This is a genomic window from Marinobacter halophilus (assembly GCF_003007685.1).
In the GTDB taxonomy this organism is placed as follows: domain Bacteria; phylum Pseudomonadota; class Gammaproteobacteria; order Pseudomonadales; family Oleiphilaceae; genus Marinobacter; species Marinobacter halophilus.
Map to the genome: position 1 here is coordinate 705,097 of NZ_PXNN01000017.1, position 13,757 is coordinate 718,853.

General features: G+C 57.1%; 9 protein-coding genes. 2 read left to right on the forward strand and 7 right to left on the reverse strand.

The genetic code is table 11. The features are described from left to right. Position 1 precedes the first annotated feature (1 nt). The 4 genes from gspN to C7H08_RS17180 all read right to left on the reverse strand — a co-directional run bounded on the left by gspN (position 2) and on the right by C7H08_RS17180 (position 3,713). Positions 2-793: a type II secretion system protein N gene (gspN, locus tag C7H08_RS17165; protein ID WP_106673431.1), complete on the reverse strand. Its 792-nt coding sequence runs from the start codon at positions 791-793 to the stop codon at positions 2-4. A 166-nt stretch (positions 794-959) separates the two neighbouring features. Continuing rightward, positions 960-2,609, reverse strand: a complete 1,650-nt coding sequence (gene groL / locus C7H08_RS17170; RefSeq protein WP_106673432.1) for a chaperonin GroEL — start codon at positions 2,607-2,609, stop codon at positions 960-962. A 76-nt stretch (positions 2,610-2,685) separates the two neighbouring features. After that, positions 2,686-2,973 carry a co-chaperone GroES gene (groES, locus tag C7H08_RS17175; RefSeq protein ID WP_106673433.1) on the reverse strand — a complete coding sequence of 96 codons (288 nt, stop codon included), beginning with the start codon at positions 2,971-2,973 and terminating at the stop codon, positions 2,686-2,688. A gap of 200 nt (positions 2,974-3,173) precedes the next feature. Further along, positions 3,174-3,713, reverse strand: coding sequence for an FxsA family protein (locus tag C7H08_RS17180; RefSeq protein WP_106673434.1), 540 nt, complete (start codon positions 3,711-3,713; stop codon positions 3,174-3,176). 154 nt (positions 3,714-3,867) lie between these two features. On the opposite strand from C7H08_RS17180, the gene C7H08_RS17185 reads away from it, so the two are divergent. Then, on the forward strand, positions 3,868-4,629 hold the full coding sequence (locus C7H08_RS17185) for an SDR family oxidoreductase (RefSeq protein ID WP_106673435.1): 762 nt from the start codon (positions 3,868-3,870) through the stop codon (positions 4,627-4,629). 90 nt (positions 4,630-4,719) lie between these two features. Here the strand turns inward: C7H08_RS17185 and C7H08_RS17190 are convergent, their stop codons facing one another. Further along, entirely contained in the window at positions 4,720-6,234 is a 1,515-nt protein-coding gene (locus tag C7H08_RS17190) for a fumarate hydratase (protein ID WP_106673436.1), read from the reverse strand. 474 nt (positions 6,235-6,708) lie between these two features. Between C7H08_RS17190 and C7H08_RS17195 the strand changes: the two genes are divergently transcribed. Next, positions 6,709-9,765 carry an MECDP-synthase gene (locus tag C7H08_RS17195; protein WP_106673437.1) on the forward strand — a complete coding sequence of 1,019 codons (3,057 nt, stop codon included), beginning with the start codon at positions 6,709-6,711 and terminating at the stop codon, positions 9,763-9,765. Positions 9,766-9,871: 106 nt separating this feature from the next. Here the strand turns inward: C7H08_RS17195 and C7H08_RS17200 are convergent, their stop codons facing one another. Together C7H08_RS17200 and C7H08_RS17205 are read right to left on the reverse strand one after the other, a co-directional pair. Continuing rightward, entirely contained in the window at positions 9,872-12,529 is a 2,658-nt protein-coding gene (locus C7H08_RS17200) for a penicillin acylase family protein (protein ID WP_106673438.1), read from the reverse strand. A 142-nt stretch (positions 12,530-12,671) separates the two neighbouring features. Then, positions 12,672-13,757, reverse strand: a complete 1,086-nt coding sequence (locus C7H08_RS17205) for a CaiB/BaiF CoA transferase family protein (RefSeq protein ID WP_106673439.1) — start codon at positions 13,755-13,757, stop codon at positions 12,672-12,674.

Sequence of the window (13,757 nt, forward strand, 5' to 3'; positions counted from 1 at the left end):
CTCAGAAACCGCCCGGCAATATGGGCTGACGCACTCGGAACACCACGTCACCAGGGCTAGCCGTGTCTGGCCAGGGTTGCTGGGCCAGATCCACCATACGTTTATAAACCCGCATTTCCATCATGCCATTCCAGAGAATACTGGCATCGGCGGCCGGGCCATTGGCACCCTGTTCTGCCACCGTCAGCGCGACACCGCCATCGGTAGTATCCAGGTTAGCCTGCATCGGCGGAAACTCTGCCTGCCCGGTCTGGTTGCCCATGGGCCAGGTAACCAGACCGCCATCCCAGCGCCCGATGCCCTCCGCCTGCTGCAACCGATTGTCGTCCCAGACCAGGTGCAACCGGTCAATACTCACCAGGCCCTCAATCATGGCGCCGCCACTCTGGCGAATCAGGTCTTCAAATTCGGCCACCGCCACCTGCCCTCGGGCACTTATATCGAGATTGCCTGGCCAACCGATGCTAACAGCTCCCTCTACCCGGGATTGTGACGAGGCCAGAGAAAAACCGATCGGTAATTGCCACCCGGTCACAGAGGGCCAGCCCAGTTGCCAATCCACTCGCGCCGGAAAACCCGCCACTACCACGCCGGCCGCACCATCCCAGAGCCGACCAGACACCTGGCGCACTTCAACCTGGGGCGGCAACTGCAGATACCGGGAGGCCTGAAACCACACCCAACCGGCCGGCACCCAAAACACCAGAACAACGCCGTAGACAAGCAGGCCAAGCATCAGCAACAGCAAGATCTTGCCGGGACGAAGAAAGGGCTTGGAGCGAGGTTCAGTCATTGAGTTTTGCACGTTATGAAACCGGTAGCCGAGTCTAACAAAGCCTTAGCGCAAGTTCATGACAAAAAAACGAAAAACCCCGCGCCAGTGTGAACCAGCGCGGGGTTTTTCAAGGTAGATCAGGCCAAGCCTCAGAAGCTGAGACCTGGTCGGGATCTGGCCGGCATCACATCATGCCGCCCATGCCTCCCATGCCACCCATTCCGCCCATATCCGGCATGCCGCCAGACTTCTCGTCTTCCGGCTCATCTGCAATCATCGCCTCAGTAGTGATGATCAGAGACGCTACGGAAGCAGCTGCCTGCAGTGCAGAGCGGGTGACTTTAGCTGGGTCAAGAATGCCCATTTCCAGCATGTCGCCGTACTCTTCGGTGGCGGCGTTGTAGCCGTAGCTACCTTCACCGGCACGAATGTTGTTGACGACAACCGACGGCTCGCCACCGGCGTTCTGCACGATCTGGCGCAGAGGAGCTTCCATGGCACGGCGCAGGATGTTAACACCGGCTTTCTGCTCTTCGTTGAGGGTTTCCACCTTGTCCAGTGCCGCAATGGCACGGATCAGGGTAACGCCACCACCTGCGACAACACCCTCTTCTACCGCAGCGCGGGTAGAATGCAGCGCATCTTCAACGCGGGCTTTCTTCTCTTTCATTTCAACTTCAGAACCGGCGCCGATCTTGATGACGGCAACACCGCCAGCCAGCTTGGCCACACGTTCCTGCAGCTTTTCCTTGTCGTAGTCGGAAGAGCTGTCTTCGATTTGCTTGCGGATCTGCTCAACACGGGCTTCGATGTCGCCCTGGGCGCCGGCACCGTTGATCACCGTGGTGTTTTCCTTGGTGATATTGATGCGCTTGGCGGTGCCCAGATCGTCCAGAGTGGTGTTCTCCAGAGTCAGACCAACTTCTTCAGAAATCACAGTACCACCGGTCAGGATGGCGATGTCCTGCAGCATTTCCTTGCGACGGTCACCAAAGCCAGGCGCCTTGACAGCAGCAACCTTGACGATACCGCGCATGTTGTTGACAACCAGAGTCGCCAGCGCTTCGCCTTCGATGTCTTCAGCGATGATCTGCAGCGGCTTACCGGCTTTCGCAACGGCCTCGAGTACTGGCAGCAATTCGCGGATGTTAGACACTTTCTTGTCAACCAGCAGGATGTACGGGTCATCCAGCTCTACCGACATGCTGTCTTGATTGTTGATGAAGTACGGGCTCAGGTAGCCGCGGTCGAACTGCATACCTTCAACCACGTCCAGCTCGTCTTCCAGGCCGCGACCTTCCTCAACGGTGATCACGCCTTCCTTGCCAACGCGCCCCATGGCGTCGGCAATGATTTTGCCGATGCTTTCGTCGCCGTTGGCGGAGATGGTACCAACCTGAGCGATGTTGCGATTGTCATCGCAGGGCCTGGCCAGATCACGGATCGCCTGGACAGCAGCGATGGTGCCCTTATCGATGCCGCGCTTGAGGTCCATCGGGTTCATGCCGGCAGTGACGGCCTTGATACCTTCGCGAACAATAGCTTGGGCCAGAACCGTCGCGGTGGTGGTGCCGTCACCGGCGCTGTCGTTGGTCTGGGAAGCAACTTCCTTGACCATCTGTGCGCCCATGTTTTCGAACTTGTCTTTCAGTTCGATTTCCTTGGCGACGGAAACACCATCTTTAGTGACCGTCGGCGAACCAAAGGACTTCTCCAGAACCACGTTACGGCCCTTGGGACCCAGCGTAACCTTGACGGCGTCTGCCAGGATGTTTACGCCTGCGACCATGCGCTTACGAGCACTATCACCGAATTTAACGTCTTTTGCTGCCATGTCTTCTGTTCCTGTTTCTTTAAACCGAAATTGAACCCATCGGATTAATGAGCGTTACTGCGTGTCGCCTACGCGATCACTCAAGCACGCCGTAAATGTCGCTTTCGCTCATAATGAGCAGCTCTTCACCGTCAACTTTAACGGTGTTGCCGGAATACTGACCGAAAACCACGGTGTCACCAACATTGACTGCCAGTGCACGGGTTTCGCCGTTGTCCAGAATGCGACCGTTGCCCACAGCAATCACTTCGCCCTGGGAAGGCTTCTCTTTGGCGTTACCCGGCAGCACGATGCCACCTGCAGTTTTCTCTTCTTCTTCCTTACGACGTACGACAACTCGATCGTGTAACGGACGAATTTTCATTGCTCTGCTTCTCCAATAGCCACATCAATAATGCGGCAATGACAGTTACATGTTTAAAAGTGTCTGACCGGAAAGCTCCGGCCCGACAAATTGCCCGGACTGCCAGGCAACTGAAGATAGTGCCTATCAGCCCGTAGCGAATCTGTGCAATGTAAATGGGGCTCACCAAAGGCTTTTCAACACCCTGAGACGAAAAAATTTCACTTTTTTTCGAGCTTGTCGCGGTCGGATTCGGTCTGGTCCTGGTACTCACCCTCGATAATGTCGCCATTGGCATCCCGATCGAACGGCCGCTGCGGTCCAAATGGGCCATGCCCGTCAAACGGCCCCTGCCCGAATGGTCCGGCACCGCCACCTGCACGGAAGGTAAAGCCCCGGCTTTGCCCCGCTACCGTCATCCGCTTCAGCGCCTTGGCCGCCAACCAATGCCGCGACCCCGGTAGCAAGCAGGCAAAACCCACCGCATCGGTGATGAACCCCGGCGTCAACAACAAGGCACCGCCGACAGCCAGAATCAGCCCCTCGGCCACCTCCCTGGCCGGCAACTCACCACTGTTCAACCGCTGATTCGCCCGCAACAGCGTTGCCAACCCCTGCTGGCGCAGAAGCCAGGCACCAATCACCGCGGTCAGCAACACCAGCCCGATGGTGTTCACCACCCCGATCAAGCCGCCCACCTTGATAAGAACCACCATCTCGGCGATGGGCATGATGATAAAAAGAAAGAGGAAAACTGGCATGACGGCCTCACGGACAAGAAGGTGTGTTCAGTCAGGTCTGGTATACTCCCAGCCCTAAAAACGAAAAACGGCCTGTAGCCAAACCCACAGGCCGGGCAGACCATGGGCGCACAGTTAAACCTAAATACGTTGTAAGAGTAACTAAGGGCAAACCATGAAACTTCAAGACTCCGTAATTGCAATCACCGGCGCCGGTCAGGGCCTGGGCCGCGCCATGGCCGAATACCTGGCTGCGAAAGGCGCCAACGTCGCCCTCATCGACCTGATGGAAGACAAACTGGCCGAAGCCGCCGACGCCTGCAAACAAGCTGGCGGCGACGCCAAAACCTACGTCTGCAACGTCGCCAAAGAAGAAGACGTCGAACAAACCTTCCAGGCGATCGTCAACGACTTCGGCCACCTCAACGGACTGGTCAACAACGCCGGCATCCTACGCGACGGCCTGCTGGTCAAATTCAAGGATGGCAAACTCGACAAGCGCATGGAACTGAGCCAGTGGCAGTCGGTGATCGACGTCAACCTCACCGGCGTGTTCCTGTGCGGCCGTGAAGCTGCCACCCGCATGATCGACAACGGCGATCAGGGCGTGATCATCAACATCGCCTCCATCTCCCGCGCCGGCAACATGGGCCAAAGCAACTACTCCGCCGCCAAGGCCGGCGTATCCGCCCTGGTACCGGTCTGGGCCAAAGAACTGGCCCGCTACGGCATCCGCTGCATGGGCATCGCCCCAGGCTTCATCGAAACCGAAATGACCGCCTCCATGAAGCCCGAAGCCCTGGAGAAAATGACCGCCGGCATTCCCCTTAAGCGCATGGGCCAGCCGAACGAAATCGCCTCCGCCGTCGCCTTCATCTTTGAGAACGACTACGTCTCCGGTCGCATGATCGAAGTCGACGGCGCCCTGCGCCTGTAGTCAGCCCCGCCTGATGGCGTGAAGTGAAAACAAAACGGGCCCTGATCATCACAATCAGGGCCCGTTTTTTTTGCTCCGCAGAACGTCAGATCACAACGCTTTAGCCGCAATGATCTTGTCGTGCCACTCAACCGGACCGGTCTGGTGTACAGAGCTGCCGCGAGAATCCACCGCCACGGTCACCGGCATGTCTTCCACCTCGAACTCGTAGATGGCTTCCATACCCAGCTCTTCAAAGGCCACCACTTCGGCACCCTTGATAGCCTTGGATACCAGGTAAGCGGCACCGCCGACTGCCATCAGATACACCGCACCGAACTCCTTAATGGCGTCGATGGCGACCTGGCCACGCTCAGCCTTGCCGATCATCCCGGTCAGGCCGGTCTTGTCCAGCATGGTGCGGGTGAACTTGTCCATCCGGGTCGCGGTAGTGGGGCCAGCAGGGCCAACCACTTCTTCACGAATCGGATCCACCGGGCCCACGTAATAAATGAAGCGGCCTTTCAGATCCACCGGCAGCTCTTCGCCGCGCTCGATCATGTCCACCATCTTTTTATGGGCCGCATCACGGCCGGTCAGCATCTTGCCGGACAGCAGAACCGTCTCGCCCGGCTGCCAGTCCTTCACATCTTCCGGGGTGACGGTGTCCAGGTTTACCCGGCGTACGTTAGCGCCCACTTCCCAGGTGATTTCCGGCCAGTCTTCAAGGCTCGGCGGAGTCTGCAGAGACGGGCCAGTACCATCCAGCACAAAGTGCGCGTGGCGAGTAGCCGCACAGTTCGGAATAATTGCCACCGGCTTGTTGGCGGCGTGGGTCGGGAAATCCTTGACCTTCACATCCAGCACCGTGGTCAGGCCACCCAGGCCCTGGGCACCGATACCCAGCTCGTTGACCTTCTCGAACAGCTCCAGGCGCAGCTCTTCCGAACGGTTGGAGGCACCACGGGCCTGCAGATCGTGAATATCGATCGGCTCCAGCAGGGCTTCCTTGGCCAGCTCCATCGCCTTCTCGGCGGTACCACCAATGCCGATACCCAGCATGCCTGGCGGACACCAGCCAGCGCCCATCTGCGGCACCATCTTCAGCACCCAGTCCACCACCGAATCCGACGGGTTCAGCATGGCAAACTTGGACTTGGCTTCAGAGCCGCCGCCCTTGGCCGCCACGTGGATTTCGACCGTGTTACCAGGCACCATCTTGTAATGAATGATGGCAGGGGTGTTGTCTTTGGTGTTCTGGCGCTTGCCGTCCGGATCGGCCAGCACGGAGGCGCGCAGCACATTGTCCGGATGGGTGTAGGCACGGCGCACGCCCTCGTTGATGACGTCGTCCAGCGCCATGTCGCACTCAAACTTCACATCCATACCGATGTTCACGAACACGGTCACAATACCGGTGTCCTGACAGATCGGGCGATGGCCCTGGGCGCACATGCGGGAGTTGATCAGAATCTGGGCAATGGCATCTTTGGCTGCCTGGGACTCTTCCCGCTGATAGGCCTCGTACACGGCCTGAATAAAATCTTTCGGGTGGTAGTAGGAAATAAACTGCAGCGCATCGGCTACGCTTTCGATCAGGTCGTCCTGGCGGATCACGGTGGTCATAGTCGCCTCATCAGCTTTCTGATTATCGGAAGTGCGCGGAGCCGCCAAAGCAGCCCCTGCTATATAAGGAAGCGAGAGTTTACCAGAAATTCCCGCGCGCGAGTGATGCGACGGAAGGCGAACAATCCATGATCAGCCAAGACAGAATGAATGGCAGTTATCGGACTGTTTCGAAACAAATTGTTAAAAGCCTGTAGTCTGTGCCCTGCGGAACTCGACAAACCCACCACCGCCCACTATTTTTCTGAGAGGCCACTCCAACTGTGCGAGGAGGGATTCCAAAAGCAGAATCACACTTTTGGCTGATCAACACTTGCCAGACTGTCGCTATAGTCGACGATACAGTAATTGGCTTTACGTGCTGGCTACAACTTCAGACAAACAAGCAGAACAGGCAAAAGCACGGATTTCCGGGGAAGACCGGCTCCGTCTACGCCGGATATAACGACACAACAACAGGAAAAGGTTTCACCCATGTTCAAGAAAACTCTAATAAGTCTTGCCGTGGCTTCTTCCCTTGGGTTGACTGGCTGCTTTGATAGCGCCAACGATGGGGGTAATGCGAATCCGGATTATAAGATCACCGACACGACCATCGATCGCAGTTTAGTACGTCCGATATTCGATCCTAACCCGCTATCAGAAAACTTCAGCGTACCGACACATTTTGACCTGCTGCTGCTACTGGGTGCGACCCAGAGCCCACACCACGACTTCACCGCACCCGCATCTGGCCCTGAGCCAGTAAGAAGTGCACTAAATAGCTTGTCGGGTTTTTCTACAACCAGCGCCTTTAACGTCCGTTTTGACGGTGAGTTAAATGCAGGCTCTGTCTTGGCTGGGCAAACTGTGTTTCTCATTGCGCTTGAAACAGACTCACCCCTCAAAGGCACACCGGCAGAACTGGCTCTTCCTGCGGTCAATCCTGCCGATATAGCCGGACTTGCTCCAGATGCGAGTCAGCCCAAGTTCCGGGCGGAAGCCGTAAACGTTGATAACGGCTCAAATAATGCCATTCGCATTACCCCACTCGAACCACTCGAAGAAGGACGCAAGTACCTTGTACTGATTGGCGATGGCGTGAAAGGGGCCAATGACAAGAGTATTGATCAATCTGTTCAGGGTAGAGCTCTTGCAGAAGGCGTGCTGGGCAACCCAGCTCTCGCTAATGTCAAGGCCATTGTCAGCGGCCTGAATAATCTGGGAAGCTCGATACTGACAGCCGCCGGTCAAGAAGTGGCACTTGCCTATACATTTACGACGAACGCAGACTCACAGGTTCTGCGGACGATGATGACCCCTCTTGTCTCTTCAACAAAACTGGGGCAACAGATCGGCTTTACTGCGCAGCTGAAAGCGGTCAGAGACGTCTATACCGACCTTAATTTTTCTGAACTGACCACAAAACTTAAAGATTTGGGAGCTAAGGCCGCACTAGTGGGCGCGGGCCAGCTGGACATCAGCACACTGCCGCTCAAGGAGCAACAGGTCATTGGCAAACTTGGTCAACTGTCTACCATTACGACTGAAGCAAAACTCACGGCTGCTGTTACGAATGAAGTACTTAACGGAACCATTCACCTACCACAGCCACGCCCGAACCTGTTCCTGGGCAACAAGCCAGCAACTGACCTGCTGACCATTCAAGGACTGGCATTTCAGGCAGGTCAAACCGGAACACCAAACCCGATTGTAGAAGCTGCAAAACAGGTCACTGTTGCCGAAGGGGCGATCCAACTGCCGTACTTCCAGCATCTGCCTGGCACTTCGGGTAGCGGCCTTACCGACGGTAGCTGGCAGGGCAACACTACTCTGGAAGCAAACCTGAATAGCGCCCTCAGCCCGGATGGCAACGACGTATTCCAGTTCCTACGCGATGGCAAGAACGCTGATGGCTCCGTTGGCCCTCTAAACGTAAACGGCAACTTCCCATTCCCGGAGAAGCAAGCTAATACTACTGTGCCGGTTGTTGTATTCCTGCCATCGCTGGATGATCCCGATACGACAGATATTAATGAGCGTCCAACGATCTGTAATGATCCGGTCGCACCTAACGGCATCACTATTTTCCAGCACGGCATCACTGTCGATCGCAGCGTGTCTATGCTTCCGGCAATTCTCCTGGCACAACAAAGTTGCCAGGCTGTTGTCGCTATTGACCAGCCACTTCACGGCCTTGGTGGAAGCACCGTCGGGTCGGTTCCCGGCTTGACGCCTTTGGATGAAAGTGCCGTATTGGCAAATGCCCAAGGAACACTCCAAGCCTATGTTACAGCTCTTGGTGGCGCAGCAAATGTTCCTGTAGCTTGCAGTGATGCAAACCTTGCAGATCCAAATACCTCAGACACCACCCAGTTCGCCTGCCTGCAAGTTGACGGCATGAGCAAGCTGCTCGCGGCCGATTATACCGGGGAACGTCACTTTGGCTTCACCAGAGATATGGCGGCAGCTGGCATTGCCGCAAAGAGCGCAGCGGAAATTACCGCAGTGTCGTCTGGAAGCCTCTTTATTAACCCTGGCAACATGCTCAATGGCCGAGACAACTTGCGTCAGAGCGTGGTTGACCTCATCAACGTTGCGGCAACAGTAAAATTGATGCCAATAATTGATGTGACGGGTTACGATCAAGCGGGCGCCCCCACTGGTGAGCCGGATGGATTGAATGACCCCATCCTTAAAGATGTGGCATCAGTCAACTTTATCGGCCATTCTCTCGGTGGCATCTCAGGTACCGTATTTGCCGCACTCAGCAATGATACGGCACTGAACGGAACACTTAATGGCCTGTATCAGTCAGCGGGTAAGAGCATTACCTACCCAAAGCTGGACTCCGTTGTGTTGCACAATACCGGAGGCCAGGTCACCCGCTTGCTGGAAAATTCCGAGACTCGTTCCGGGGATCTGCTTGACGGCCTAGCTGCCAACGGCATTACGCAGAAGACCTCAAACTTCGAGAACTTCTTCTACGTATTCCAGTCCGTGGTTGATGGTACTGACTCGGTAAACTTCTCACTGGAGCTTGGAAATTCAACTGACAATCTACTCATCACCTCAGTGACCGGTGACAGCACGGTTCCGAACGAGGCAAACGTCAACCCTCTTGGCAACGCTTACCCAGCACCACTGGCGGGCACAGAGCCAATGATGGCCCTGATGGATATTGGCAAAGGCGGATTGAAGCTGGCAGATGGAACTGAAGGATTGGCGCTTGTCGACTCCGACAGCAGTGGAACCAAGGCGTTGCCCGCGGCTTCCTTCTTTGCCGGTACCAACCCCTGCACCGAGGCCAATCACGGCACTTTCGTGGGACCGATTGTCGACAATGAAAGCTGTGAGGGCGGCAAAGCCATCACCAGCACTGCCTTCACTGCCATGATCGCTCAAACTGTTGGCGCCGTATCAGGATCAGGCTTCGCCTTTGGCTCTGACGCAGCGTTACAGGTAGGCCCGCAAGCTGCTGGCGCCATCGGCCTGTCTCTTGGCGTGAGCCCAACTCTGGACCGCGCTTTGGACCAGGACAAAGCCCAATAAAGCTCAGTGTAAATTAGCTTAATGAGTATAGCCCCGGCACATGCCGGGGCTTTTTTTATGGTGAATCACAGGCCCCGCAAAGAGTCCACAAGCAGTTGCCGATCTCTCACTCCTGCCTAATCACCGTCCGCCCCTGAAGCAAAATATTCGCCTCAATATCCTCCTCAGTGAATACCAGCTCGCGATACGCCTTCCTGGAATACTGCTCACTTTGATCACTGAAGAACGGCGACCTGGCATCGGTCGACTGCGAGTAACTCAAAAGGCCATAGGCTTCAGGGCCGTTGTCGGTAAACTCCAGTCCGAAGTGCCAGCTAGTACCCCGCGCCACCAACCAACCCTCTACGCCATCCGAACCGTCTGAGAGGCCAGCGGTGTTCGGGATGGTGTCAGGGGCAAGCCGTGGAAATCGGGTGTCTTCCGCAAACAAGTCAGGGGCAACGCCGATGGCATTGAAGGCACCGTCAACCAGTTCATCGCCACCATGCCAGGGGATGGGGTCAGTCTGGAATATCGGCGTACCGCCCGTGCCCGGCACCACGCCGCCGGACGGGCGGTAGAATTGCAGGTCACCGAGGGTAGCCGTCGGCGAGATACCCTGGGACTGCAAGGCACTGACGCCATCGGCAAGCGCCCGCAGCATGGTGTCGTCCGGGGTACCCGCATTCACCGGAGATGGGTCTGCAGGCGTACCCACCGGATCGGCCGGGTTGAAGGGCGTGGTCAGATCGGTGGCCAGGTCATGCAGATAGTTCGCCATGAACACCCGGAAGATGTGAGCACCCATGCTGTCCATGTTGTATAGCCCGTCCCAGGAGCTCAACGCCGTGCACCAGGGGGCAAGATCAACACTGTTGACCGGAGTGTCTGCAATCGCCTCGCAGCGTTCAAGAAGCTCCGGCAGAAACTGCTCGGCGTACCAGCCCCGGTTGTTCCAGATCACCCCCAACAGCTCTTTCGCATTGAATCTGCCGTCTTGCCCGGCTGGTACTGGAGCACCCGTAAAGCCCGAATCCAGAGGATTCTGCAGCATCGTGATGCCCAGCCGGGTTCGGGCGTTGACGGGCACTTCTTCGGGGCCGAATAACGGGGAGTAGCCGGTCAGGAACTCATCCGGATTGGTTGCCCAGTGGCTGCTGTTGGAGTTCTGCACCCAGTCTGAGCGCACCAGTTTCGGCATCTGATCATAGGACACCAGCGGGCCACAGGCGGTTTCAACCCAGTCCTCCTGCGACGATCCTCCATCGAGCAGGGTGATGCCCAGATCGAACAGGCCGGCGTATAATGGATTCCCGGCACGTCGGGCATTGACCTGCACAATGGCTTGCCCGGACAGGTTCGGCACCGAACTGCTGTCAATATAGAAGGCATTACCCTGGTCGTCAGCATAGGTTGTGTTGGTCCAGAGCGTGGATCCACAGCTCCGGAATACCTCCTGAAACTCTTCAAGATTGGTTGCCCGGCTCATCTGAAGCCAGGTATCGAGAAGTCCCCCGCTATTGGCGTTGGCATCCCGATAGGTGTGCGCTACAGGTACCGAATCGTTGAGCACGCCCTGATCGCCCCATGCCGGCAAATTACCGGGGAAGGCGTTTGCCGCAATCATCGGCCCATACTCGGAGAAGTAGAACGTGCGCTCCAGCACCAGCGGCTCCGCCATCCCGGCCATGCGGACTTCAATCTGGTAAGTCTCGCTGGTAATCGGCTTCTCAATGCCATCTTTAACATAGGTCAGGGCATCGCCTTCCTTAAGGGCCAGTTCATACCAGGTGAACTGGCGACTTGTCGTCACGGTCTGAGACCATGTCAGGTTTTCGTTGAAATTAATCAACGGTATTCCTGTGCCCATCAGCCCGGCGCCATGAACATTCAGATACCCCGGCACGGTCATCTGCACCTCATAAAGACGGCGATGTCCGGTGAACGGGAAGTGCGGATTTGCCAAAAGCGCACCACGCCCCTGCTCGGTCATGGTCTTGCCGATGCTCCAGGCGTTGCTGGCCAACCCTATATCCGAGAGGTTTGTGATTGATCTGGCTTCAGCCCGGGCGGTTGCCACAACGTTTTCGAGGAGCCTGTCCACGTCTTCGGCATTGGTGCCCAAGCTTACAACGGTTGGCGCCGGGCTTTGTCCGGGGGGAACCGCCAAAAACAGAGCGCCGGTCGCGAACAAGGATCCGCTGGCATACTGACCAATCACACGGTAGTGGGCTAGCAGATCCACCGGCGTAATGGGCTTGACCCATTCCTGGCCAGCGCATTCCGCCGGCAAATCCGCCGGGTCTGTCTCTTTGACGAAACGGTTATAGCCATCGGTGAAGCCCTCGATCAGGGCCCGACTTTCCGGGCTTAACGTCGCTAATTCAGTCTCTGCTCCGGCGTAGATTTGCTGGGCCTTGAAGCTGAAATCGTTGATGATATTCAGCCCCACCTTGGCGTCGGGCCCGAACTCCAGATCCGGCCCCGGGCCAAAATACTTGGCCCACTCACTTCTCGCCTTAACGATTGCCTCGGCTAACATGCAGACGTTGTCCTGGGTCTGGGCATAACCATGGCCGAACGCTGCTGACTTCAAGTTGTCGGCGGTAATGTGAGGAACGCCACCCGTAGTCCGGCGAATGGTTGCCTCAAGCTTGCCATCCGCCGGGAACAGGTTGGTATCCAGGCTTTCGCTATCAGAACAGCCCGTCAGAAGGTTACTGCCTAACAGCGCTACTATCAGGCTGAGGGCTTTGTAGCCGCTCGGTTCTTTCCTTGTCTTCATAGTGTTGTCCTTGTGTTAGCTCACTACGGAGTCACCGGCATGGTGACTTTAATAAAGCTAGCAGAACGCACACCTTCAACCAGGAAAACCGGGCGGGTACCGGGATTTTTCTGCGGGCGCTGCTGGCCCGCGTCGAGGAATTTTACAGTTCAGGGGTTTCTGGCGCAGCACCCTGGAATTTGATCGGTAACCCGATCTGGCTTTGCAGCTTGTCATCGCCACGGTCAGCGTTAATAACCATACCTCTGGCCTGCATCTGCGGGTGCTCCGCCGCTTCTTCGATGGTCAGCACCGGCTCCACGCAGGCATCCACCTCGGCGAAAATGGCGCGCCATTCGGCAAAGGTTTTCGTCGCCACCTTTTCTTTAATCGCAGCTTTCATTTTTTGCTGATGCTCCGGATTCTGGCTCAGGGCAAAGCTTTTCAGGTCGCTGAGGCCCAGGGTGTCGCATAAGCGCGCTGAGAATTGCGGCTCCAGGCTGCCCACCGACAACCAGCGACCGTCGCTGGTCTGGTAATAATCGTAGAAAGTGCCGCCGTTGAGCATGCCGCCTTCGGGCTTCTGGGGCTGTCCGCCGGCCAGAGCCGCCGCGCCGGCCATGGCGTTGAGGGCGAAGGCGGCATCGGTCATGCTGATGTCGATGAAGGCACCCTGCCCGGTCTGCTGGCGCTGGATAACGGCGGCAAGAATGCCCATAACGGCGTGGTGGGAGCCGCCGGCAACGTCGGCCACCTGGATGCCCATGGGCGGTGGCCCGCTGTCGGCGCGGCCGCAGTGGCTGGCAACGCCGGAAATGGCCAGGTAGTTGATGTCGTGGCCGGCGCGGTCTTTGTAGGGACCGGTCTGGCCGTAGCCGGTAATGGCGCAATAAATAAGGTTGGGATTGATGGCTCTGAGGGTTTCATAGCCAATGCCCAGGCGGTCCATCACGCCGGGGCGGAATTGTTCCACCACGACGTCATAGTCTTTGACCAGCTCTTTAACCTTGTCCACGCTGCCTGGCTGCTTCAAGTTCAGCTGGAGGGTCTGCTTGCCCCGACTCAGGTAGGAAAAGGTGGTGCTGAACTTGCCGTCGAACGGCGGCATCACCTTGGCCAGGTCGACCCGGTCTGGCGCCTCTACCCGCAGCACCTCAGCGCCCATGTCGGCCAGCATCATGGTGGCGTAGGGGCCGGGGAGCAAGGTGCTGAAATCGAGTATTCTGAGGGTGTTCAGGGGGCCTGCCAT